At 71.0% G+C, this 23,723-nt stretch carries 23 protein-coding genes; 10 read left to right on the top strand and 13 right to left on the bottom strand.

Annotation, left to right across the window (positions count from 1 at the left end; all coding sequences use genetic code 11):
* Positions 1-12: 12 nt before the first annotated feature.
* Positions 13-1,002, bottom strand: coding sequence for an alpha/beta hydrolase (locus DDJ31_RS31170; RefSeq protein ID WP_127177064.1), 990 nt, complete (start codon positions 1,000-1,002; stop codon positions 13-15).
* Between the two features lie 94 nt (positions 1,003-1,096).
* Entirely contained in the window at positions 1,097-1,414 is a 318-nt protein-coding gene (locus tag DDJ31_RS31165; protein WP_127177065.1) for a putative quinol monooxygenase, read from the bottom strand.
* Between the two features lie 144 nt (positions 1,415-1,558).
* On the opposite strand from DDJ31_RS31165, the gene DDJ31_RS31160 reads away from it, so the two are divergent.
* From DDJ31_RS31160 to DDJ31_RS31150, 3 genes are all read left to right on the top strand, one after another.
* Positions 1,559-2,464 (top strand): AraC family transcriptional regulator, encoded by a 906-nt coding sequence (locus DDJ31_RS31160; protein WP_127177066.1) that lies wholly within the window; start codon positions 1,559-1,561, stop codon positions 2,462-2,464.
* A 158-nt stretch (positions 2,465-2,622) separates the two neighbouring features.
* The gene (locus tag DDJ31_RS31155) at positions 2,623-3,372 is read left to right on the top strand and encodes an SDR family oxidoreductase (RefSeq protein WP_127177067.1); all 750 of its coding nucleotides are present in this window, start codon (positions 2,623-2,625) and stop codon (positions 3,370-3,372) included.
* Between the two features lie 452 nt (positions 3,373-3,824).
* Positions 3,825-4,382, top strand: a complete 558-nt coding sequence (locus tag DDJ31_RS31150; protein WP_127177068.1) for a GNAT family N-acetyltransferase — start codon at positions 3,825-3,827, stop codon at positions 4,380-4,382.
* Positions 4,383-4,414: 32 nt separating this feature from the next.
* On the opposite strand, the gene DDJ31_RS31145 is transcribed toward DDJ31_RS31150, so the two are convergent.
* From DDJ31_RS31145 to DDJ31_RS31125, 5 genes are all read right to left on the bottom strand, one after another.
* A complete protein-coding gene (locus DDJ31_RS31145) occupies positions 4,415-5,182 on the bottom strand; it encodes a class I SAM-dependent methyltransferase (RefSeq protein ID WP_127177069.1) in 768 nt (255 codons plus the stop codon).
* Between the two features lie 80 nt (positions 5,183-5,262).
* The gene (locus tag DDJ31_RS31140) at positions 5,263-6,471 is read right to left on the bottom strand and encodes an aminotransferase class V-fold PLP-dependent enzyme (RefSeq protein WP_127177070.1); all 1,209 of its coding nucleotides are present in this window, start codon (positions 6,469-6,471) and stop codon (positions 5,263-5,265) included.
* Between the two features lie 2 nt (positions 6,472-6,473).
* A complete protein-coding gene (locus DDJ31_RS31135) occupies positions 6,474-7,814 on the bottom strand; it encodes a pyridoxal-phosphate dependent enzyme (protein WP_127177071.1) in 1,341 nt (446 codons plus the stop codon).
* Complete coding sequence (locus DDJ31_RS31130; protein ID WP_127182522.1) at positions 7,811-9,286, bottom strand: Y4yA family PLP-dependent enzyme; 1,476 nt, start codon at positions 9,284-9,286, stop codon at positions 7,811-7,813. Before DDJ31_RS31130 ends, DDJ31_RS31135 begins: the two co-directional genes overlap by 4 nt.
* Positions 9,287-10,198: 912 nt before the next feature.
* Complete coding sequence (locus DDJ31_RS31125; RefSeq protein WP_127177072.1) at positions 10,199-10,777, bottom strand: TetR/AcrR family transcriptional regulator; 579 nt, start codon at positions 10,775-10,777, stop codon at positions 10,199-10,201.
* A gap of 79 nt (positions 10,778-10,856) precedes the next feature.
* Between DDJ31_RS31125 and DDJ31_RS31120 the strand changes: the two genes are divergently transcribed.
* Complete coding sequence (locus DDJ31_RS31120; RefSeq protein ID WP_127177073.1) at positions 10,857-11,630, top strand: oxidoreductase; 774 nt, start codon at positions 10,857-10,859, stop codon at positions 11,628-11,630.
* Positions 11,631-11,662: 32 nt separating this feature from the next.
* Entirely contained in the window at positions 11,663-12,031 is a 369-nt protein-coding gene (locus DDJ31_RS31115; RefSeq protein WP_127177074.1) for a VOC family protein, read from the top strand.
* Between the two features lie 217 nt (positions 12,032-12,248).
* On the opposite strand, the gene DDJ31_RS31110 is transcribed toward DDJ31_RS31115, so the two are convergent.
* Positions 12,249-12,851, bottom strand: a complete 603-nt coding sequence (locus DDJ31_RS31110; RefSeq protein ID WP_127177075.1) for an HAAS signaling domain-containing protein — start codon at positions 12,849-12,851, stop codon at positions 12,249-12,251.
* Positions 12,848-13,222, bottom strand: coding sequence for a PadR family transcriptional regulator (locus DDJ31_RS31105; RefSeq protein ID WP_127177076.1), 375 nt, complete (start codon positions 13,220-13,222; stop codon positions 12,848-12,850). The genes DDJ31_RS31110 and DDJ31_RS31105 overlap by 4 nt, the downstream gene beginning before the upstream one ends.
* Before the next feature lie 738 nt (positions 13,223-13,960).
* Between DDJ31_RS31105 and DDJ31_RS31100 the strand changes: the two genes are divergently transcribed.
* Both DDJ31_RS31100 and DDJ31_RS31095 read left to right on the top strand, forming a co-directional pair.
* Complete coding sequence (locus tag DDJ31_RS31100; RefSeq protein ID WP_127177078.1) at positions 13,961-15,181, top strand: phospholipase D-like domain-containing protein; 1,221 nt, start codon at positions 13,961-13,963, stop codon at positions 15,179-15,181.
* A gap of 383 nt (positions 15,182-15,564) precedes the next feature.
* Positions 15,565-16,821, top strand: coding sequence for a pyroglutamyl peptidase (locus DDJ31_RS31095; protein WP_431029150.1), 1,257 nt, complete (start codon positions 15,565-15,567; stop codon positions 16,819-16,821).
* Between the two features lie 111 nt (positions 16,822-16,932).
* On the opposite strand, the gene DDJ31_RS31090 is transcribed toward DDJ31_RS31095, so the two are convergent.
* The 4 genes from DDJ31_RS31090 to DDJ31_RS31075 form a co-directional block, all read right to left on the bottom strand.
* Positions 16,933-17,919 (bottom strand): quinone oxidoreductase family protein, encoded by a 987-nt coding sequence (locus tag DDJ31_RS31090; protein ID WP_127177079.1) that lies wholly within the window; start codon positions 17,917-17,919, stop codon positions 16,933-16,935.
* Positions 17,920-17,992: 73 nt separating this feature from the next.
* Positions 17,993-18,394 carry a (R)-mandelonitrile lyase gene (locus tag DDJ31_RS31085; RefSeq protein WP_127177080.1) on the bottom strand — a complete coding sequence of 134 codons (402 nt, stop codon included), beginning with the start codon at positions 18,392-18,394 and terminating at the stop codon, positions 17,993-17,995.
* A gap of 48 nt (positions 18,395-18,442) precedes the next feature.
* Complete coding sequence (locus tag DDJ31_RS31080) at positions 18,443-19,282, bottom strand: SDR family NAD(P)-dependent oxidoreductase (protein WP_127177081.1); 840 nt, start codon at positions 19,280-19,282, stop codon at positions 18,443-18,445.
* Positions 19,283-19,321: 39 nt separating this feature from the next.
* Positions 19,322-19,645, bottom strand: a complete 324-nt coding sequence (locus tag DDJ31_RS31075) for a carboxymuconolactone decarboxylase family protein (RefSeq protein WP_127177082.1) — start codon at positions 19,643-19,645, stop codon at positions 19,322-19,324.
* Between the two features lie 219 nt (positions 19,646-19,864).
* Here DDJ31_RS31075 and DDJ31_RS31070 point away from each other — a divergent pair, with 219 nt between their 5' ends.
* The 3 genes from DDJ31_RS31070 (at position 19,865) to DDJ31_RS31060 (ending at position 23,468) form a co-directional block, all read left to right on the top strand.
* Positions 19,865-20,782 carry a helix-turn-helix transcriptional regulator gene (locus DDJ31_RS31070; protein WP_127177083.1) on the top strand — a complete coding sequence of 306 codons (918 nt, stop codon included), beginning with the start codon at positions 19,865-19,867 and terminating at the stop codon, positions 20,780-20,782.
* Between the two features lie 207 nt (positions 20,783-20,989).
* Positions 20,990-21,355, top strand: coding sequence for a hypothetical protein (locus tag DDJ31_RS31065; RefSeq protein ID WP_127177084.1), 366 nt, complete (start codon positions 20,990-20,992; stop codon positions 21,353-21,355).
* A 511-nt stretch (positions 21,356-21,866) separates the two neighbouring features.
* Positions 21,867-23,468: a 2-isopropylmalate synthase gene (locus tag DDJ31_RS31060; protein WP_127177085.1), complete on the top strand. Its 1,602-nt coding sequence runs from the start codon at positions 21,867-21,869 to the stop codon at positions 23,466-23,468.
* Positions 23,469-23,723: the final 255 nt, after the last annotated feature.

The following is a 23,723-nucleotide window of genomic DNA, read 5'->3' as shown; positions in this document are numbered from 1 at the left end:
CGTCGGATGGAGTCAGCGGCGCGGTTCGAGCAGCCGGGCCAGCCAGTCCGTGCGGGTTCGGCGGGCTGTGGTCGAGAGGTGTGCCTGCGGGTACAGGGCGTCGAAGCCGTGGAAGCCGCCCGCCCACACGTGGAGTTCGGCCTGGCCTCCCGCCGCCCAGATGCGGGTGGCGTAGTCGGTGTCCTCGTCACGGAAGACCTCCGCGGAGCCCGTGTCGATGTAGGCGGTCGGCAGGCCGGAGAGATCCTCGGCCAGCGCGGGCGAGACGTACTCGGGCACCTCGGCGTCGGTGAGGTCGCCGAGGACCGAGGCCCAGCCGAACGCGTTCATCTCACCGGTCCAGACGCCGGGCACGCCGGAGTACTGGCGGCTGGAGGTGGTGGTGTCGCGGTGGTCGAGCATGGGGCAGATCAGCATCTGCGCGGCGATCGCCGGGCTGCCGAGGTCGCGGGCCAGCAGGGTGACGCCGGCGGCGAGACCGCCTCCCGCGCTGGCGCCGGCGACGATGATCCGGGCAGGGTCGATGCCCAGTTCGCCGGCGTGGTCAGCGACCCAGAGCAGCCCCCGGTAGCAGTCGTCGACCAGGACGGTGCCGGTGGCCTCCGGCGCGAGCCGGTAGTCCACGGAGACCACGACCGCGCCGAACCGGTCGAGCCACTCCAGTGGGATGTCGATCTGGGAGAAGCGGTCGCCCATGACCATCCCGCCGCCGTGGATCCAGTAGACGCAGGGCGCGGCGGCGGTGCGATCGGAGTGCGCGGGGCTCGCAGGACTCGCAGGACTCGCGGGACTGAGGACCGACAGAGGGATCGGGGCGCCGTCCTTGGCGGGCACGGTGATCTCGCGCCGGTCGACCCGCCGGTGCTCGAGGAGGGGCTCGACAGGTGTCGAGGAGAGTGGGCGCAGTCGCGCGAGGACTTCCGGGTTGAGCCGGGACATGAGGGGCATGTCGGCCAGGAGTTCCCGCAGTTCGGGGTCCAGGGCAGGTCGTGCCATGGTCATCGTCGTTGCCTTTCGTGGGTGGTGCCGGACGGTCGGGCGCCAAGGTTTCCGCCTCGGCGGGCGCCGGGGCGGCGGACCGGGGGATCGATCGGGCTCAGAAGGCGGCCTTGCCGCGGACCGGGACGTGGTCGGTGTACTCGGGTTCCTTGTCAAGCAGCGGGTCGATCTGCGCCACGATGGACCGGGCGGCCTCACCGGCGAAGATCCGGTGATGGTCGTCCTCGCTGGTCCAGCCCTCGGTGACGTGGACGATGTCGGGATCGGACGCGGAGCGCGAGACCAGATAGACGACGCAGTGTCCGCTCGCGCCGGGGCTCCCCGGGTTCAGGCCGGTCAGCAGCAGGTCGACGAGTCGGTCGCCCAGGCCGGGCCTGGCGGTCAGGGTGGCGCTGAAGCCGTAGGTGGCGATCATGGTCAGCCTCTCGGGCAGTGGTGGAGTGCGGTGATTCCATTCAAGCGAGGTGACCTGCGGAAACGTTAGAACGATGCTCGCCCGCACTTGCACGATCCTCCTGAGCACGGGAGCCATGGCCCGAGATGGTGCTGCAATGGACGCATGCATCTCGAGGAGCTCCGCACTCTCCTGGCCCGGCACGCGCGCACCGACTGGACCACTGCCATCGACGGCGTCCTCGTCTCGAAGGTCGACCGCCCGGACCCGCCGGCCCCGTCCATGTCCGGCATGGTGCTGGCGGTCATCGCCCAGGGCGCCAAACGACTCGCCCTCGGCGACCGGATCTACGCGTACGGTCCCGGGCAGTACCTGGTCGCGTCCGTGGACCTGCCCGTCACCGGACAGTTCACCCAGGCCGCCCCCGAGCAGCCGGCGCTCGGCTTCGGACTCACGCTGGACCCGTCCGCCGTCGCCGAGTTGCTCCTCCAGGCCGGCCCAGGTGACGCCCCGCGCGCCGGCGGAGGCACGCCCTCGGGAATCGCCGTCAGCGATGCCCCGCCCGCGCTGCTCGACGCGGTGGTCCGGCTGCTGCGACTGCTCGACGAGCCCCGCGACCGGGCCGTACTGGCGCCTCTGGTCAAACGTGAGATCCTGTGGCGCCTGATCACCAGTGAGCAGGGGGCGACGGTCCGCCAGCTCGGCCTCGCCGACAGCAGCCTCAGCCATGTCTCCCGGGCCGTGCGCTGGATCCGCGAGAACTACGCGCAGCCCTTCCGCGTCGAGGACGTCGCCCGGATGTCCGGCATGAGCGCCTCCGCCTTCTACCGCAACTTCCAGGCCGTGACCGCGATGAGCCCCATCCAGTTCCAGAAGCAGATCCGGCTCCAGGAAGCCCGGCTGCTGCTCGCCACCCACCCGGGCGATGTCACGGGAGTCGGCCTTCGCGTCGGCTACGACAATCCCTCCCAGTTCAGCCGGGAGTACCGCCGCCAGTTCGGTGCGCCGCCCAGCCGGGACGCCGCCCGCCTGCGCGATGCCGTGCGCGCCCCCGCCGGTGTCCTGCCCTGAGCGGCGATGCGACCACGGAGGAGGATTATGCAAGGGCGTGCGAGGATAGTTCTGCTATTTTCGCAGGTCAGAGCGATTCAATGGGATTGTCAGTTCTTCTGCGGGGCTGGAAAGTGCCTGTTCTCCGCAGATCCCGTCCCATCGCCGAAGGGCACAGCATGAAGACCGTTCTGATCACGGGTACGTCGTCCGGATACGGCCGGGAGACCGCCCTCCACTTCGCCGCGCAGGGGTGGAACGTCATCGCCACGATGCGCACCCCCCGAGCGGGCGTCCTGCCCGAGTCGGACCGGCTCCGCGTCGTCGGACTCGACGTGACCGAGCCCGCGAGCATCACCGCCGCGATCGAGGCGGCGGGACCCGTCGACGTTCTGGTCAACAATGCCGGCGTCCCCTCGATCAGCGTGTTCGAGGGCACCCCCATGGCCCAGGTACGGGAGGTGTTCGAGACCAACACCTTCGGTGTGATGGCCACCACGCAGGCGGTGCTGCCCCAGTTCCGCGAGCGCGGCTCCGGCACGGTGGTCAACGTGACCTCCAGCGTGGTGCTGGGCCACATGCCGCTCTCCGCCGTCTACAAGGCGAGCAAGATGGCCATCGAGGGGTTCACCTCGTCCCTCGCGCTCGAACTCGCGCCGTTCGGTGTGCGGGCGAAGACGGTGCAGCCGGGCGCCTGCCTGACGACGAACTTCGCCACCAGGGCGACGGACGGCGCCTCACTGGACGAGCTGGTCCCGGCGCCCTACGCACCGTGGGCGAAAAAGGCCATGGACTCCTTCACAGGCCAGGACCTGTTCACCAAGGAGACCGACGTCGCCGAGGCGGTGTGGCGAGCCGTGCACGACACGACCGGCCAGCTGCGATTCCCGGCCGGTCCCGACGCGGTCCGGCTCGCCCAGGCGAAGTGACCGACCAGCAGTCGAGGTGACGCCGCGCGGGCGGAGTTCGTGGTGGGCGTCGCAGGCGAAGCCCCGTTCCATGTCGTCGCGGGTCAGGACGGAGGCGCGGCTGCGGGAGAGGTCGTCCTCGTCGCGCGGGGTGTCGTCCAGGACGATGGCGACCGGGTTGTCCGGCACGATGTCCATCGTCTCGACCGCGAGGTTCAGCGCTTCTCGCAGGGCGCTGTACCAGCGGGAACCGTCGTTGAGCATTCCCGTCCGCCCAGTGACTCATCACAGCTCACCACAGCTCACCACAGCTCACCAGTGAGCATCAGACCCGCGTCTACCATCTCCTCGCGCGACCCGCCCGCCCCGCGCGCGTCGAAGATGTCCGCAGTCGGGAGCCACCCCGCTGCTCGCTCTCCCGGATCTGCCCACACCGCGGTGCGGGGGTCGGGCGCCGTGCCAGCCTCATAGGTGTGACGCCATTCGAAGTCCCTGTGCCCACGTTCACCCAGTTCACCCGCCCGTCCGAGCTGACCGGACCGCTACGGCGGGAACTGGCGGCCTGCTGGGCGGCGGTCGTCAACACCGGTGGGGCAGTCATCCCGCCCGACTGTCCGCTGCCGCCCGTGACGCCTGCCGATGTCGCGACCGCCGTCGACCGGATCGCGGAGAACCTGACGCCCGATCACAGCATGCTGCTCTCGGCCACTCTCGACGGCGCGCTCGCGGGCTGGCTGGTCCTCCGCCGTGAGGCGCATCCGCTGGAGGCACACTGCGGCGTGGTCAACCATGTGCAGACACAGGTCCACCTCAGAGGTCTCGGTATCGGTGCCGCGCTGATGCACCGCGTCCGCCACGTCGCACGGGAGGAGATGGGCCTCGACCGCCTCAAACTGACGGCCAGAGCCGGGCTGGGGCTTGAACACTTCTACCGGAAGGCCGGCTGGGCGGAGGTCGGCCGGTGGCCGGGAGTGCTGCGCCTGGCACCCGGCGACGACCGTGACGAGATCCTCATGAGCATCGCGCTGTGACCGCCGTCCACCAGCCCGGCGCCAGGGGTGCGTCAGTCCTTCTGCGCCACCAGTACGCAGCTGTCCCCGACCTGCCACACCGTCGTGACATGGGCGAACCCTGCATCACGGAGCAGCTGGGTGTGACGCCCCACCGAGAGGTGCTGATTTCCGTCGACGGAGGACGAGTACCGCTTCGCACGCTCCCGGAACAGATCGGCCAGCTCCGGATCGCCGGCAGCGGCCTGCCACCACGCTCCCCAGTCCTCGTCCACGGGCCCGTGCGCCCCCGTACGCTCGGCCCGGCGGAGCCCCACGTGAGCGGTCAGTTCGGAACAGGGCGACCCGTCCGGGGGGAAGTGGTCGCCGTTGACCAGGGCACCGCCAGGGCGCAGCAGGGCGGCGAGGGCCCGGTAGGTACGGATCAGAACGTTCGCGGGGAGATAGTGCAGAGCTGTCGTCGTGACCGCGACGTCCACGTTCCGGTCCAGTTGGAGAGCATCCGTCCAGCCCTCCTCGCCGATCACCGCGTCCACGTACCGAGCGGCGTCAGCGTGCTGGGTACGTCCCAGTTCAAGGAGTACAGGGTCCATGTCGACGGCGACGATCTCCGCGTCCGGAAGACGGCGGGCGAGTCGGGCCGACAGGGAACCGGGGCCGCAGCCGAGGTCGAGCAGGAGCGGCCGGTCCCGGTCGACGCAGAGGTGTTCCGTGGCATCGGCGATCACCGCGAACCGCTCCTCCCGGTCCAGCGCGTAGAGCTGCTGCTGCCGTTCCCAGCGCTCCACCCACATACCGGCTGTTGCCATGCTCAAGCCCATGTGACCGTGTCACCTCGCCCGTCTCTCACCAGTCGCGACTACCGCGCAATCTACAGGTGGAAACGGTTATCAATAGACGTTCACGCCAGGGAGTCGAGAACAGCCCGCAGGCGATCGATTTCCTCCTCCGTGTTGTAGACGTGCACGCTGACCCGGACGGCTCCGCCCATCTCGTCGGCACCGGCCTGGCAGAGATTGTCGGCCCGGACCATGAAGCCGTGGCTGTAGAGGATGAAGCCGAGGTCGTCGGAGGGGATGTCGCGGTGCCGGAAGGTGACGATGCCGTGCCGGCGCTGGGCCGTGGGCAGCGCGCTGTCCACGGCGAGGCTGGCGGGGCAGCCGAGGATCTCGTAGGAGTCCAGGCGGTGCAGCCGGTCGGTCAGGCGGGTCGCCAGCCGGGTGACATGACGGGCGATGCGCTCGGGGCCGGCCTCGTCCAGCCAGTCGATCGCCGCCAGGAGCGACACGATGCCCGTGGTGTTGGGGGTGCCCTGCCAGCCGGTGGGCCGCAGCGCCGGCCCTCGCGTGTTGCGCGCCCACACGGCTCCCGTGCCGGGCAGGGCCATCACCTTGTGTCCGGAGAAGACGACGAAGTCGACATCGAGGTCCGGGCCGCCGACCCGGACGGGAAGGTGGCCGACACTCTGGGCGGCGTCCAGGCAGATCGGCACGTCAGGGCCGACGGCGGCGCGCAGGCGGTGCACGTTCATGTCGCCGCCGTAGACGTGGTGGACGTGGGTCGCCGCGACGAAGCGGGTGCGGGGGCCGACCATCCGCGCGAGAGCGCGGTGGTCGTAGTCGCCCGAAGACGCCTGGACGGGAAGGGCGCGCACCGTCACGTCGACACCTCGCTGTCGTAGCGACCGCGCGGCTTCGAGCCAGGGCTCCAAGTTGGCCTGGTGGTCGCCGAACGGGACGAGGATCTCGTCGCCGTCGGTGAGGTAGGGCACGAGCCAGTCACGGGCGACGGAACGCAGCCCCTCGGTCGCGCCGCTGGTGAAATGGACGGTGGAGCGCTCCGGCTGCCGGTCGCCGAGGAATTCCTTGACCCGTTCGCGGGTACGCTCCACCAGCTCGGTGGTGCGGTTGGCCCAGGGGTAGGTACCGCGGCCCGCGTTGGCGTTGGACGTGGTGAGGTAGGTCGCCACGGCGTCCAGGACGGCTCGCGGTTTCTGCGAGGTCGCCGCACTGTCCAGATACGTCAGCTCCGGATGGGCCGTGACGATCGGGAACTGGCTCCTCAGCTTCTGCTCCCAGGACGCGTCTTCACCGGGATTCCGTTCCGGCATGGTCACTCCCTCACCAACGGTGCGCCGGCGTCCCGCCACGCCACGATCCCGCCCGCCAGACTCCTGACGTCCGGATGTCCCGAGCGGGCGAGCGACGCGGCGTAGCGCAGCGACTTCTCCCCCACCGGGCAGGCGAGCAGAACCGGGGTGCGCTTGCTGAACGGCAGTCCGTCGCGGACCAGTTCGGCGAAGAGCTCGTCGACGATGTTGATCGAGCCCTCGATGTGCAGGGCGGCATAGGCATGCGGGCCGCGCAGGTCCACCACCAGCGGGCGGGGTTCTCCTTCCGCGATCCAGCGCCGAGCGTCGTCGACGTCGACCGCCCGAGCCTTCGCCGCCCGTATCGCCTCGTCGCCGACCTCCGACGGCGATCGCCCGCGCCTCGGCCGCCCCAGCAGCTCCGGGCGGCGTTGGCGCACATAGCTGAGGTAACTCTCGGCCCGGTCGCACACGATGAACACGGCGGTCCGGCGGCGCCCCGCACCGTCCAGTTCGGCGTCGACGGACGCGAGATGGCGTACGGCTCCGTGGTAGGCGGCGCCGCCGGTCGGCCCCGACAGCAGTCCGCAGCGCCGGATCAGCGTGATCATTCCGTCGATGGCCTGCTGCGAGGTGACCGCGGCGAGGGAGTCGTAGGTCGCGGGGTCGAACAGGCCCACCTGGTGCACCTCGTCGATGGTCCGGATCCCGGGTATGAAGTCGGACTTGTCGGCCACCAGTCCGAGAACCCGCACGTCGCCGTCGTGCTCGCGCAGGACACGGGCGACGCCGGTGGAGGAGCCGGCCGTGCCGACGCACGCGACGAACCAGTCAGGCGCCCGGCCGTCGAGGTCCTTGATGATCTCGGGGCCGGTACCCGTGGCGTGTGCCTCGACGTTGCGCGGGTTGAAGTACTGGTCGGTGTGCAGGTGGGCGCTGCCTGGCTCGGAGAGTGCCTGGTGGAAGCGGGTGAGCGGGTCGTCCGTGTCGGTGGGGTCGAGACACTCGCTCTGTCCGGGCAGTTCCTCGATCTCGGCGCCGAGCAGCAGGAGCAGGTCCTTGATCTCGGGCACCCGCATCCGGTTGGTGACGCTCTTGAACTTCAGCCCGTGCATCCCTGCGAGCAGGGCGAGGGCCTTGGCGGTGTTGCCGCTGGAGAGCTCCACCACCGTCCCGTCACCGCTGGCCGCGTCCTCCAGGTACGGGCGGGCCATGTGCCAGGCGGGCCGGTCCTTGACGGACCCGAACGGGTTGAGCATCTCCAGCTTGGCGTAGAGATCGATGTGGCGGAGACCGTGCACCGACGGGTCGATGCGGACCAGAGGCGTGTTGCCGATGGCTTCCGTGATGCTGTCGTACCTCATGACGGCCTTCCCTGCGGGTGTGTGAGGGGCCAGTAGTTCTCATCCGGACACCAGCGCCAGGTTCCGCCCGCCTCTCTTGAGACGGCGACCGTCCGCGCCGACGGTTGGCGCTGCGCGTGGTGAGCGTGGAAGTCCATGACGTATCCGGCCGTGTTGACGAAGGCCAGGAGGTCTCCGACACGCGGCAGGTGTGGGAGGAAGACGAGCCGGCGGGTGATCAGGTCGGCCTCAAGGCAGAGGTTGCCGACGAGATGGACCCCGACCGGCCCGCCGTCCGCCGCCTCGTGCCGAGGGCCGCCACGCGGCAGCGTCACGGGATCGACGAGGACCCCGTGTTCCTCCAGGCTCACGTCCGCGGCGTTCATGCCGACGCGTACCAGATACCGGCCCGGATCGTCCCCCAGAGGGCGCACCTCCAGCACCCGCGCCAGCGACAGGCCGCACTGGTCCACCAGCGCGCGGCCTGGTTCGACGTACAGGTCGTGGAGGTGTTCGAGGAGCAGCGTGGCGGATGCGCGGCCGAGAACGGGACTGCGGCGGGAGAGTAGCTCGTCGAGGTATCCGGGTCCGGCGAGGGGACGGTGGGCGGGATAGAGGGCGGCTGCGCCGCGCACGGTGCCGTTGTCGTTGCGCAGTCCGTAGCCGTGGCCGCGCCAGGTGAGGGGCGGCCGGAGGCCGAGAACCGCCTCGCTCAGCGCGGTGGTCCAGCGCTCCCACTCGCCGGCGTCCTCGACGTAGCCGACCCCGAAGCCGCCGCCGATGTCCACCACGCGCGGCGCGAAGCCCCGGGCACGGCACTCGTCCATGAGCAGCACGCAGCGTTCCAGGGCGCGGCCCTTCTCCTCCAGGCCAATGGTGTCCAAGTGGTAGGCAAGGCCGACCAGTTCGACGCTGTCCGCGTGCCGCTCCAGTGCCGCCCACATGGCCTCCCTCTCGGCGACCGGTGTTCCGAAGCGGCTGCGGCGCGACAGCACCCGCGTGCCCGCGCCTGCGGGACCGTGGTCCGACTCGAACCCGGACAGCCGCACCAGCACACGCGTCCTGCCCAGACCGTGCGCGCCCACCAGAGCTGCCAGTTGCTCCAGTTCGGTGACCGAGTCGACGTTCACCGTCGCTCCCACTCGGGCGGCCAGCCACAGGAACTCGGGGTCCTTCGGACCGGTGGCCATCACCCGGTCGCCGGTGAAGCCGCAGCCCAGTGCGTGCCGCAGCTCCGCCAGGGAGGCCACGTCGATGCCTACGGCGGACGGGTCGCACGCCGCGAGTCTGCGCACCAGGGCGCTGGAGCGGTTCGCCTTGTGGGCGAAGTACACCCTCCCGGAGAGGTGGTGGCGACGGTAGACAGCCCCGAAGCGCTCCGCGTTCTCGGCGACGACCTCCGGGATCAGTACATTGAGCGGCGAGCCGAGGGCGTCGGCCAAGGAGTGCAGGAAGGGCGCGTCCTCCAGCAGTGAGGCGAGCGGTGGATCCACTCGCGGGCGCAGGTACAAGGGCGCATCGTTCACGAAGTACCCCCACGGCGATCGGTGTTCACGTCGTCGTTCAACCGTTCAGCTCGTGATAGTCGTTTCCAACTACACCGGTTGCTAAGCCTCCTCCGTGAGCACGACCGGCCTCGCCCGGCGCTCGCAAGACAGCACGATGCGGGCGGCGGTGCCACGCTTCCGCCGGTTGCCCGAGAGGAGAGGGGCCGCCTCCCAACGGGCCGTTCGGACGCCAGGGCACCTACCGCCGTCTCGCGGTACGCAGGGGCCTGGTCGACCGGTCGCGGTACGCAGGGGCCTGGTCGACCGGTCGCGGTGCGCGATCGACTCCGTCAGCGTCCGAGCCCTCAAAGGGGGCAGCTGACGGGACCGAATCCGACCGACCGACGACCTGTCGGTCGGTCGGGTACCGCTATTGCTCGCTGAAGGCCGCCACCGTGCGGTCGCAGGTGGGCACCGAGGTACCCCGACGGCAGTCAGGGCGGTGCCCTTGCGCGGCCGGGGAGCCGGGGAGACCGGCGGCGGCAGCGCGAGGTGGTCCAACACCCGGCCGCCGCGGACCTGGAGAGCACGAACCACGGCGCCCCCGGGCCGCAGCATCAGGTTCGTGCGCCAGTGCGTCGCCACCAGCGGCACCCGGTCCGCCAACGGCAGACGCCACAGGCGCTCCCGCCCTCGCCCCGGCGGCACACCACCGCGACCCGCACGACGGACTGACGCTCCGTCAAACCCGTGGACGTCGCATGCCACACCAACCCAGCGGGCATGATCACCGCCCCCACACCCACGACCAGACCAACGCCAGGAGCCGCTGTCGGGCTGGCCACGGGCAGGGCGCCGCACGTGGTGGGCGATCGGGAGCAAGGAGGACGACCCGGCCGGCGGCGCGCGGCCCCAGGCTCAGGGTGACTGCGGGGCGCCGTGTCGCAGGCCGTCGAAGAGGAGGGCGGTGATCTGCCGGGCCTCGGCCAACCAGCCCTCCGTGGCGCGCATTCCGCAGATGCCGCCCAGGGCGCGCAACAGAGTTGGCCCTGTGACGTCGTCGCGGACGGTGCCGGCCGCGCTGCCGGCTTCGAGCAGCAGGGAGAGGGCGTTGGCCATCCGGGTGCGTGCGTCGTCGAAGACCGGTGAGTCCGTCGCCATGATGCCTTCCAGCACACTGGACATCCCCTTGCCCACCGCCGCGTGGTCCACGAGCAGCAGCAGGAAGCGCCGCAGCGCCTCCTCCGGGGCGTGCTGGTCCAGCAGGACGCCGGGCGTGGCGCACAGGTCGTCGACCTCTTTGCGGTAGACCTCCTCGATCAGCGCTTCGCGGGTCTCGAAATGGCGGTAGAGCGTTCCGACGGCGACACCCGCGCTGCGGGCGATGTCCTCGACGTGCGCATCGGTGTCGCCGCCGAGGAACGCCTGCCGGGCCGCGGACAGCAGTGCCTCGCGATTGCGTCGCGCGTCGGCGCGCAGCGGGCGGGATGCCGGCAAGAGAACCTCCATAAGGTGAGTCCGGTTCCGTTTACGGTACCGTTTCCGGAGTCGGGTTCATCTTACGGAGGGAGACCCCATGCCCATCACGGACAACAGCCTCGACGGCCTTCGGGTACTGGTCACCGGCGGCAGCCGGGGCCTGGGCGCGGCGACCGTGCGCCGCTTCGCCGCCGCGGGCGCGACCGTGCTGACAGCCTCACGCAGCCGGCCCGCGGAGGACAGCGGTGCCGCATTCCTCGCGGCGGACCTCTCCACACCGCAGGGAGTGGCCGAGCTCGGCCGCCGCGTCGTCGACCAAGTGGGCGGCGTCGACGTGCTGGTGAACAACGCGGGCGCGGCGAGCGCCCCGGCGCCGACCCTGAGCCGGTCGGACGAATCCTGGCAGGCGGACCTGGAGATGAACCTCCTCAGCGCCGTGCGCCTGGACCGGGCCCTGGTGCCGGGAATGGTCGAGCGGGGCTCAGGCGTCGTCGTGCACGTCTCCTCGATCGCCAGCCGACTGCCTCAGCGCGCCGAAGCGTCCTACGCCGCCGCCAAGGCCGCGCTCAACACCTACAGCCGCGAACTGGCCACCGAGGTCGGCGAGCACGGGGTGCGCGTGGTCTGCGTCCTTCCCGGCTTTGTCGTCACCGACGGTGCCACCGCCCACCTGAAGCACATGGCCGAGAAGCAGGGCATCACCACCGAAGAGGTCACGCAGCAGATCGTGGACCACCTGAAGGTTCCCATGGGCCGCCCCGGCGATCCCGAGGATGTCGCCGAGATGATCGTCTTCCTCGCCTCCGGCCGCGCGAAATGGCTCACCGGAGCGCAGTTCCGCGTTGACGGCGGCATCATTCCGACCGTCTGAGCAACCACCGACAGCACGAACAGGACACTCCCATGCCCGTCACCCTGACCTCAGTGATCATCGACGCCGCCGACATCGAGAAGGAAAGCTCCTTCTGGCACCGGCTGCTCGGCGGCTCCCTCACCCCCACGCCAACCCACCACTTCGTCCAGGCCCCCGGCCTCCCGGTGATCGTCGTGCAGTCCGCCCCCGGGCACACCGCCCCCAACTGGCCGGACGGCACCTCCCAGCAGATGCACCTCGACTTCGGCGTCGACGACCTCGCAACCGCCGACCGCACGGCCACCGACGCCGGCGCCACCCGACTGCGGCCCACCGACGAGATCGCCCCGGAATCCCGCACCGGCAGCCGCGTCTACGCCAGCCCGGCCGGACACCCCTTCTGCCTGCGCTCGGCCTGACCCGCTCGCCACCCGCCGAGCCGCGGCGGTCGGCATCCACCGCCCTTCTGCCTCCTGGGGATGACGTCGGCGGCCAGGCGTCCCGCTGGCCCTTCGGCGCCTTGGGCCACGGAGCCCACTCCGCTCGTCCCCGGACAGCGGCTGGGGTCGTACGGCGACGACAAGTGAACCGTCGAACCGTCTACGCCGACGCGTTCGGCGCCCCACCGTGGAGCTGTCAGGCGCGGCGGATCCGCCAGAGCCAGGTGCACGCGGCGGCGATCAGGGCGGCTATCACCAGGTTGGGCACGAGAGCGGGAGCGCTGTCCTCCTCCAGGACGCCGGAGGAGAGGTTCCAGGTGGTGATGACGACCGTGGGCAGGACCGCGGTCAGCAGGACTCCGGTGGTTTTCTGGACGGCCCGCCAGTGCACCGAGGTGCACAGCAGGACGGCGCCGACGACGCGGAACAGGAAGCTGAACAGAGGCCCCGGCTGGTCGGGGAAGACCAGCCCGAAGGGGCCGGCGAGGGTGAGCATCAGGAGTGGGACCAGGGGGTGGACCCTGCCGGGCCGGGCGGCCGGGGCGTCGACGCCGTCGCCGCGTGCCGGGACCCAGGCGTTCCCGTGGCCGGCCTCGGCCAGTGCCGTCGCCGCGATCGTCCGGGGGTCGCCCAGTTCGGCCAGGACCACGCCGACCGCGGTGCCGGGGCGTTCGGCACGGGTGACCTCGATGTGTTCGGCGAGGTCGGCGAGGAGTTCCTGGCGGCGCTCCGCGGGCAGCGCGGACGCCTCGCGTTCGACGGCGCGAAGGTAGTCCTGGACAAGGTCGGCGGTCTTCATTCGGGGTCTCCAGGGGAGGGACGGGGGACGTTCAGGAAAGCGTCGACGGCGTCGCGGAAGCCGGGCCACAGGAGGGTGAACTCCTCAAGCGCGGCCCGGCCGCTGTCGGTGAGCGCGTAGTAGCGGCGCGGCGGCCCGACAGCGGACTCCTGCCAGGTGGTGGTGACCAAGTCGTCGCGACGCAGCCGGGAGAGCAGCGGATAGACGGTCCCCTGGCTCGTGGCCAGGGCACCGGAGTCCTCCAGGGCGGCCAGGAGTTCCACGCCGTAGCGAGGGCGGTCGCGCATCAGAGCGAGGACGCAGTACTCCAGGACGCCCTTGCGCAGTTGGGCTGCCGCCCTGGCCTGCTTGTCTGAATCACCTGGTTCCATGTCATGCAAGATACCTGGCGAGACAGGCATCATGGAAGTGGGGATCTTGGTCTGGACGTCCTCCGGTGCCGACCGAGCCGGCGGATCGGGGTCTGTGCCACGCAGGACGGGCCCCGGTGAAGCGGCTGATCGGTCTGTTCTGGAGGCATCGCCGTACACAGAGTGCAGCGCGCGTCGCTCGCGGTCCTGGATGAGGCGGTCTCGCAACGGCCGGCGCCATGAGCCGAGTTGTCCGTGGACGGAACGGCGGGATCGCGTCGAGCAGCGGCAGCGGCAGCGGCAGCGGCAGCGGCAGCGGCAGCGGCAGCGGCAGCGGTTGAGTGACGTCGTTGCGGTTGCCGATGGTCAGCCGCACCGCGAGCGGGGTGCTGTGCTGGTGGCCGACCGCGATGCCGCGTTCGGCTCGGTCGGCAGGACCTCGTGCGGCCGCGTCGTGGGCGCGGCTTGAGGGGGGCCGGTGCGGCGCGCGTCGGCGCCGGCGCCCGTGGCGTTGGCCGTTCGCCGTTCGCCGTTCGCCTAACTGGAGCTTCACGGGCTGACCGGTGTGGCTCCGGGCGGCTCACCCTTCCCTAGCGGCTTCGGCTGCGGCCCCGCGTTCCCGCACGAAGGGCCGGGCCGCCGGGCCGTCCCCGGGAATACAAGAATGGCGACGGGGTACGTTCGGCTCGCCGCCCAGCCCGCGCCGGAACGGGCACCGCGGCCCGACGGTTCTCCTGCGTGTTCCGGCCCGGTGAGGCAATGACCAGTATCCAGGAATCGCCCGAGTCGACGTTGCGGGAGGCCGACCCTGAGCTTCCGTCCGCCGCGGAACGGGTGACACGGATCCGGCGGCGCCTGGAGCGGCTGATAGGCATAGCCGCGACCGAGGGCAACCGGCTCGTCCCGCTGCGGAACGGCGACGAGATCTTCGCCGCGATGCTCGCCGCGATCCGCGGGGCCGAGCACACCGTCGACATGATGACGTTCGTGTACTGGAAGGGCGACATCGCCCGCGAGTTCGCCGAGGCCCTGGCGGAGCGCGCCGAGGCCGGGCTCCGGGTGCGGCTGCTCCTGGACGGCTTCGGGAGCCGGCTGATCGAGACCGAGCAGCTCCACGCGATGGAGGCGGCCGGAGTGGAGGTGGCCTGGTTCCGCAAGCCGCTGTACCTCTCCCCGCTCAAGCAGAACCACCGCTGCCACCGCAAGGTCCTCGTGGTCGACGAGGAGACCGCCTTCACGGGCGGGGTGGGCATCGCCGAGGAGTGGTGCGGCGACGCCCGCGACGAGACTGAGTGGCGCGACACCCACGTCGAGGTCCGCGGACCCGCGGTGGATGGCATCGCCGCCGCGTTCACCCAGAACTGGGCCGAGTGCCACGGCGAACTCTTCAGCGGGCGCGACCGGTTCGTCGAGCACCGCCCGCAGGGGGACGCCGTCGTGCAGGTGGTGCGCGGCTCCGCCAGTTTCGGCTGGCAGGACATGCAGACCCTCATCCGGGTGATGCTGGAGTCCGCCGAGGAACGGTTCCGCCTCTGCACCGCCTACTTCTCACCGGACGAGTACTTCGTGCGGCTGCTCTGCGAGACCGCGCGGCGCGGCGTCGACGTGGAGATCCTGCTGCCTGGCCCGCACACGGACAAGCGGGTCTGCCAACTCGCGGGCCAGCACCACTACGAGGAGCTGACCGCCTGCGGGGTGCGGATCTACCAGTACCAGCCGACGATGATGCACGCCAAGGTCATCACTGTCGACGGCATCGCCTCCCTGATCGGCTCGACCAACTTCAACCGCCGCTCCCTCGACCACGACGAGGAGGTCATGCTCGCCGTCCTCGACCCGGAGTTCACCGCCACCCTGGACGAGCACTTCGAGTCCGACACGGCGCTCAGCGAACCGATCCGAAAGGGCCGGTGGAAGAGACGCCCGGTCCTCCAGCGCGCCCGGGAGGCCGCCGTCCTGCCACTGCGCCGCTTTCTGTGACCGGAGCGGGCGGGCCGGAGGACGGTTCGACGGGGACCGCGACGGCATGTTCGAGGCGGGGCTCCCGCACATGCCGCTCACCCCAGAACCCCCAGCACATACCCCTCCCCCGGGCTCCCTGCACCCAGCACATGCCCCTCCCTCCGTCTCCCTGCCCCCGCGCATGCCCCTCCCGCGGACCCCTCCCCGCACACGGAACACGCACACCCGCCGCGCCCCACAGTTGCCCCAGGCATGTGCCCCGCTCCCGGTTCCCCGACGATCAGGCCCTGTTCACACGGCCTCGCTCCGGGGCGATACTTCCGCCACCCGACGGAAGGATCGACGTGCGACCGACCAGACTTGCGCGCCGCGTGCGCCCGCGGCGTACCGGTGCCTTATGCCTGACGCTGTTGGCCTGCGCCGCGCTGACCCTCACGGGCGGCTCCCCCTCGGCCGTCGCCCTGCCACAGGCCGACCCCACGGCGCTGACGGCCGAGGAACTCCGCCTCGACAGAGCGGTGCCCCAAGAGATCCTCAGCCGCAGCGGGTTCGACGCGGTGGCGCCGGCCTTCGCCACCGCCCTGCGGCAGGCAACGACGTACACGGCGGCCGAGACGACGGTGACCCAGCAGGGCGCCGACCTGTGGAAGCGGGCCGTGGACCGGGCGCAGGGCAAGATCCCCCTGACCGGGGACCTGAGCAAGGAGGACGACCGGCCGCTGTACTGGGCGCGGCTCGGCATGACCCGGGCGCTGCGCCAGTGGCAGCCCGCCTTCGGGCTCTCCGCCGCCGAACGCACCACTCTGCTGGGGACGTTGGAGACGTACTCGCGCGGCCAGGACGCCATGTGGTTCGAGCCGTTGCCTCCCGACCAGCCCTGGAAGTTGCGGCGGGTCGTGGTGACCGGCTTCGACCCCTTCCAACTGGACGCCGACGCCCGTAACAGCAACCCCTCCGGGTCCGCCGCGCTGGCGCTCGACGGCAAGCTCTTCCTGAGCGGCAAAGGACACTTCTACCGGGTCGAGACCGCCATGTTCCCGGTCCGCTGGCGCGACTTCACGGACGGCGTCGTCGAACGGACCCTGGCCGGAACCCCGAGCCATCCCATGACGTCCGCCGATCTGGTCGTCACGGTGAGCCAGGGCCGGCTCGGCCGTTTCGACCTGGAGCGCTACAACGGGGCCTGGCGCGGGAGCACGCCGGACAACGAGAACACCACGGCCACGGGACTCGTCCCCGTCACCGATCCGTCGACGCAGCCGCAGTGGGCGTGGAGCACGCTCGGCCACCCCGAGATCCTCCAGGCCGGCATCGGTCCGTTCCCCGTCTACGACAACACGACGGTGACGGAGATCCCGTCCGGCTCCACCACTCCGGTGAACCGGCCCGCGCCGAGCGCCGGGTCCACCGCACGCGCGGGCAGCGGCGGCGACTTCCTGTCCAACGAGATCGCCTACCGCGCCACCCTGCTGCGCGACCGGACGGCCAGGGACATACCCGGCGGCCATGTCCACACCCCGGTCCTCCAGTTCGGCTCCACCGGCGTGACGGACGCGACGCTCGTGCGCAACCGGCAGAACATCCTGGACGAGCTTCAGAAGATCATCGACGTCGCGGTCGACGCGCCCGCGACGTGCGGAAAGCCGGCGTGCCCGTGATCCGCTCACCTGCCGTCCACGGCCGTGCCGTTCGGCGCGCAGCGGCGCGGGGGCCCGCTCGGCATCGTCGACCTCCTGGCGCCTGAGTCCGGTCGGCCGGGTCCCGGCGGGTCAGGGCACCGTCAGGACGATCTTGCCGTGGGCCTGGTGGCCGCGCATGCGGTCGGCGGCCTCGTGGGCCCGGTCGAAGGGGTGGACGCTGTCGACGACGGGGCGGACACGGCCGTCCGCCACGGCGGGCATCGCCTCGTCGGTCGCGGCGGCGACGACCTGGCCGAGGGCTTCGGGCCGGCTGAAGCCGAAGGAGACGCCGCGCACGTGGAGGTGGCGGTAGGAGAGGGCGTCGAGGTCGATGGTGGACTCGGCTCGGTCGAGGCGCCCGATGTTCACGAGGTGGCCGTCCACGCGGGTGGCGGGCAGGCAGGCGGCGAAGGTCTGTCCGCCGACGTGGTCGAGGACCACGTCCACGCCGTCGCCGCCGGTGGCGTCGAGCGTCGCCCGGGTCAGGTCCTGGTGGTTCGTGACGACGACCGTGTCGGCTCCGGCCTTCTTCAGCAGGGCTTCCTTGTCCTTGGACCGGGTGGTGGCGATGACGAGCGAGGCGCCGAGCGCTTTCGCCAACTGCACGCCGATCAGGCCGATGCTGGAGGCGGCACCGGTGACGAGCACTCTCTGCCCCGCCTCGAAGCGGGCACGGGTGAGGGCGCCGTGTTCGGTGAGCAGGCCGGTCGGCAGGGCGCTGGCGTCCTCGTGGCCGAGGTTCTCGGGGATGGGCATGACATGCCGGTGATCGGCGAGGACGTACTGCGCGAAGGCGCCCTGGGTGGTGCCCATGACCCGGTCGCCGATGCGGACGTTCCGCACGCCGGGGCCGGTGGCGGCGATGTCACCGGCGAACTCGTACCCGGCCAGGTACTCGGTGCTCCCGCCGGTGGCCGGGTCGAAGGACGCATCGAGCCGCTGCACGTCGGCGTTGTTGAGGGAGGCGGCGCGGGCGCGGACGAGAACCTGGCCGGGGCCTGGTTCAGGTACGGGAACCCGGCGGGCCTGCCACTGCGGGGCGGTGCCGCCGAAGAGGGCGGTCATGGTCGCGGTCATGCGTCTTTCCTCCGGACACGAGGGTGCCCGCCCTCCCCCGCGCACGGCGTGGCGGGGCGGGCCGGGCGGCTGGTCAGACGGTGGCGAGGGCGGCGTCGTACTGCTCGTCGGTGACGGGCTCCAGCCAGGTGGTGCCGTCGCCGTCGCCGACGACGAGGGCGATGTGGGCCATGAGGTGGGTGTCGGTGGCGCCGTGCCAGTGTTCCTCGCCCGCCGGGCACTTGAGGGTCTCGCCCGCGCTGACGCGCGCGACACCGCCGTCGCGGGTGCCGACCAGGCCGACGCCGTCGGTGACGTACAGGACCTGGCCCAGCGCGTGGGAGTGCCAGTTGGTGCGGGCGCCCGGCGTGAAGCGCACCAGGCCGGCCGCGAGGAGCGCGGGCTCGGTGGGGGCCTCGATCATGTTGAGGTAGACGTCGCCGGTGAAGCGCGCGGCGGGTGCCTTCATGGTCGGGGTGGAGGTGATGTGTTCCATGGCACTGTTCCTCGATCGTGTGGGGTGGCGGGCTGCGGAGCCGGGCGGTCAGGCGTCGTCGTGGGCGAGGTCGGCGCCCAGGTCGCGGGAGGCCTCGGCCTGCGCGAGCAGCTCCCTGGCCTTGGCCGCGACCGCGTCGATGGCGTCCGAACCGGCGACGAAGCGGGCCGGGGGCTGCTGCCGGCCGGCGATCGTCAGCAGGGCGGCGGCGAGTTTGGCGGGATCGCCGGCCTGCCGGCCGTTCATGGCCTGCCACTGCTCCTTGGTGGCGGCGGTGCGCTCGGCGTAGTCGTCGATCGACAGCTCCGCCCAGGTGGTGGAGGCGTCCACCAGCAGTTCGGTGCGGAAGAAACCCGGCTCGACGACGGTGGTGCGGATGCCGAACGGCTCGACGTCGTGGCGCAGGGACTCCATGAAGCCCTCGACGCCGAACTTCGCGGCGGCGTAGGCGACGCAGAACTCCAGGCCGACGACGCCGGCGAGGGACGAGAGGGTGATGACGTGGCCGTCGCGCTGGGCCCGCATGACGGGCAGCACGGCGCGGGTGACGTTCATCGGCCCGAACAGGTTCGTCTCGATCTGGGCGCGCAACTGCGCGTCGGAGATCTCCTCGAAGTAGCCGGCGTAGAAGTTGGCGGCGTTGTTGATCAGCACGTCGATGCGCCCGAAGCGTTCGACCGCCGACCGGACGGCGCTGCGCGCGGTGTCCGGTTCGGTGATGTCCAGGGCGGTGGCCAGCAGGTTGTCCTGCTCGCCGCCGAGGGCTTCGAGGACGTGCTCGGGGCGGCGGGCGGTCGCCACGACGCGGTGCCCTGCTTCGAGGGCCTGGCGGGCGAGGTCGGCGCCGAGACCGCGTCCGGCGCCGGTGATCAGGAAGACCTTGCTCACGTGGGGGTACTCCGTTCGGGTGATGAGAGGGGAGAGGGCTCAGCCGGCGCTGCGGTCGTCGGCGATCTTCTTGAGCTGGGTGATCGCGGTCATGGCGTTGGGCCAGCCCGCGTAGAAGGCGAGGTGGGTGATGGCCTCCGACAGCTCCTCCACGCTCAGGCCGTTGTCCAGGGCCACGCCCAGGTGGTAGCCGAGCTGCTCGGAGCGGTACAGGGCGGCCAGCACGCTCACGGTGACCAGGCTGCGGTCCCGCGGGGACAGCCCGGGACGCTCCCAGACGTCGGCGAACAGGACGTTGTCGGTGACCTCGACGAGCTTCGGCGCGATGGCGGCGAGCTCCTGGGGTGCGGACTGTTTCGGCACGGCACTCCTCCTGGACAAAACGTGATCAATCGGTACAGGTATTCTCTGCGGGAGACGGCCGGTGCGGGCGGCCTCCGCGTCGTGCACCGGGTCGGCACCGCGGGCCCCGACCGCTCTCGATTTCGAGGAAACCGCAGATCAAAGGGGCTGAGGAGGGACTGGCATGCCAGGTACTGACAGGGCCCCCCACCAGCGCCGCGACCGTCCTAGCCTGGATGCGTGAGTACCGAGAGCGACATCCGCGAGTTCCTGGCCTCCCGCCGTGCCAAGATCACCCCGCGGCAGGCAGGACTGCCCGCCTACGGCGGCAACCGGCGCGTGCCGGGCCTGCGCCGCGAGGAAGTCGCCCTGCTCGCCGGCGTCAGCATCGACTACTACATCCGCCTGGAGCGCGGCCACATCGCGGGAGCCTCGGAAGAAGTACTCGACGCCGTCGCGAACGCCCTCCGACTCGACGACGCCGAACGCGCCCACCTCTACGACCTGGCCCGCGCCGCCGCCAAGCGCCCCGCCCGCCGGACCAGACGCGCCCGCGGACCGATCCCGGACAGCGTGCTGCGCGTCCTGGACTCCATGGGCGGCTCACCGGCCTTCATCCGCAACGGGCGCCTGGACCTGCTCGCCGCCAACCACCTCGGCCGGGCTCTCTACTCACCCCTGTTCACCGAGGGCACCCCCCGGCCCGTGAACATCGCCCGATTCCAGTTCCTCGACCCGCGCGGACGCGACTTCTTCCCCGACTGGGACGAGTCCCGCAACACCACCGTCTCCCTGCTGCGCACCGAAGCCGGACGTGCCCCGCACGACACCGAACTGACCGGACTCATCGGCGAACTCGTCACCCGCAGCGAGGAATTCCGCACGGCCTGGGCCAAGCACAACGTGCGCCTGCACCACACAGGCCGCAAATCCTTCCGCCACCCGGCGGTGGGCGTCCTGTCCCTGGACTTCGACGCCATGGAACTCCCCGCCCAACCCGGCCTGACCCTCACCGCGTACTCCGCCGCACCCGGCACCCCCGACCACGACGCCCTCCAGCTCCTCGCCAGTTGGGCCGCCACGGAGAACATTCCGCACGCCACGGAAGACATCCCGCACCTCGGCAGCCCCGGCTCCGCCGGTCTGGGAGCCCATTGAAGACGGAACCACCGCGGCGAGGTGGACGTCGAAGTCCAGGACGGCGGTGCCGCGTTGTCCATTCAGGCACAATGGGCTTCGTTCGTGTGGGTGATGCGCGAAAGGGTGCCACTCCTGGAGTATTTGGTCACCGCCCTGAAATGTCAGGTCGCGGGATGCCCGGCGTGAATATCGCAGGCGTCGGGCCCAAATGAACGGGGAGACCGCATGTTTCGACGGATCATGACAGCGATCGCCACTGGTGTCCTCCTCGCGGGGGCCGGGTTGGCCGGTGGTGGAGCGGCGGAAGCCAAACCCGCCGAGACCAACGGCTGCGGCAACGGAGTGGTGTGTCTCTACACGGATTCCGGCTGGCAGAACCACACTCCGCAGCACACGTACTGGACTTACGGGGTCAGCAACCTCAACAACGAGTCCGGTCAGCGCGTTCTGTTCAACAATCAGAGGGGCGGCGCCGTGGCGAGCCTCTGCACGAAATACAACGGCGGCGGTTCGTGCACCCGCGTCGAGCAGGGGCGTACCTGGCGGGGCAACATCACCCCCATCAACTCGATCGTCCTCTCCAAGAGCTGACCCTCACAGCCGAATCGCGCGGTGAGGCGGCGGCCCCGGCCAGGGGCCGCCTTCGATTTCAGCCTTGACGATGAAATGCGAGTTCCGGCAGTTCCTTACCGAATACCGGTGACCCGCACTCGCAGAGCTTTCCTGACAGCACTTTTACCGGTGACCCGCACTCGCAGAGCTTTCCTGACGGCACCTTTACCGGCAACCGGCATCCCTATCGCGGACGCCCGCCGGACGGTCGCCCCGCGCCGAGCAGCGTCAGCGTCTCCTCCAGCTCGCGCGTCGACACCCGCACGGCCTCCTCCCCGTCCCGCTCCGCGATGGCCAGGACCAGATCCGCGTGGGTGCCGTCGCGCTCACTTGTCTGAGGAGCTGAGGAGTGGATAGCATCCCGTCATGACGTTTCGCGGTCTCCTTCTTCTCGGCTGCCGCGGCGGGGCCTGACGCGACCGGCACCCCGCCGCGGGTGTCGCCGTGCCGCCGGTCACCGTCCGACCGAGCCGAAGGCCACCAGCAGACGATGACCCTCACCGCCCCCTCCCCCGCCTGGAACCCGCAGCGCCCGGGACCCATGCCGCACCACCGCTACCGCCCCTTCCAGGACCGTGTGACGGTCCCGGTCGGCGAGCGGAGCTGGCCCGCCGCGCTGATCGAGCGCGCCCCGCTCTGGGTCCCCGTCGACCTGCGCGACGGGAACCAGGCGCTCGCCGAACCGATGGACACCCCCCGCAAGCGCCGGTTCCTCGACCTGCTGGTCGCGACCGGCTTCAAGGAGATCGAGGTCGGCTACCCGTCGGCCAGCCGCACCGACTTCGACTTCGTCCGGCACCTCGCGACCGGTGACGTCCTGCCCGACGACGTCACCCCGGTCGTCTTCACCCCCGCCAGGCGCGATCTGATCGAGCGCACCTTCGACGCGATCGCCGGTCTGCCACGGGCCGTCGTCCACCTGTACATCGCGACCTCGCCGGTGTGGCGGCGCACGGTCCTCGGCCGCGACCGCGCCGAGGTGCGGGCCACCGTGCGCGAGGCGGCCGGCCACATGGCACGCCTGGCCCAGGACGCGCCGGGCATCAGGTTCCAGTTCTCCCCCGAGACCTTCAACCTCACCGAGCCCGACTACGTCCTCGAACTCTGCGACGAACTCACCGAGTTGTGGGACGCGAGCCCGGACCGTCCGGTCACCCACAACCTGCCGGCGACCGTCGAGATCGCCACCCCGAACGTGTACGCCGACCAGATCGAGTACATGCACCGCCATCTCGCCCGGCGGGACTCGGTGATCCTCTCCGTGCACCCGCACAACGACCGCGGCACCGGCGTCGCCTGCGCCGAACTCGCGGTGCTGGCAGGAGCCGAGCGCGTGGAGGGCTGCCTGTTCGGCAACGGGGAGCGCACCGGCAACGTCGATCTGGTGACCCTCGCCCTCAACCTGTACGCGCAAGGCGTGGACCCCATGCTGGACTTCCGGGACATCGACGCGGTGCGTGAGGTGGTCGAGCACTGCAACCGGCTGCCGGTGCACGCCCGCCACCCGTACGTGGGCGACCTGGTCCACACCGCGTTCTCCGGTACCCACCAGGACGCGATCAGCAAGGGGCTGGCCGAACACGCCCGCGCCGCCGCCGAGTCGGGGGTGCCGGCCGGGCTCGCGCCCTGGTCGGTGCCGTATCTGCCGGTCGACCCGGCGGACCTGGGGCGCTCCTACGAGGCGGTGATCCGGGTCAACTCCCAGTCGGGCAAGGGCGGGGTGGCGTATCTGCTGCGCACCCACCACGGGCTCGACCTGCCGCCGGCGATGCGGCCCGACTTCTCCCGGGTGGTGCAGGACGCCACGGACGACAGCGGGCGGGAGATGACGGCGAAGGAGCTGTACGACCTGTTCCTCGCGACCTATGTGGTGGAGGGACCGGCGGCGCGGACCGCCGGTTCGGTGCCCGAGGTCCTCAACGCCCATGCAGAACAGGGGCGTTCGGTGGAGGTGCTGGAGCTGACGGTCGACGGGCCGGCGGCCTACGCGCGGTGCAGGGTCGACGGGGTCACCGTCTGGGGCGCGGCCGAGGGACCGGACGCCGAGGTGCGGGCCGTACGGTCCGCGGTGAACCGGGCGGTGCGGCGATGACCGAGGCACCGCGACCGCGGACGAGTCTCATCGCCCCGGGAGCGAGCCGCCCGAAGGCGAGTTGGCCTGTGGCGCGCCGGTAGCACCAGCAGGAGTCACGGCCGGGAGCCCCAGCGGACGTCGACGAGTTCCAGCGGAGCACCACGAGGCTGGAGCAGCACACCGTCGGCCCGGCCTCCGCGCTCAAGGAGGCCGGGCCGATCTCGACGCCGCGAGGGCGGCCAGCCGGGACCTGCCTACGGCTCTGGACCGACG

Source organism: Streptomyces griseoviridis (genome assembly GCF_005222485.1).
GTDB classification, from domain to species: Bacteria; Actinomycetota; Actinomycetes; order Streptomycetales; family Streptomycetaceae; genus Streptomyces; species Streptomyces hintoniae.
Note: the sequence above shows the minus strand (reverse complement) of the source record. Positions and strands in the feature narration are given on the sequence as shown.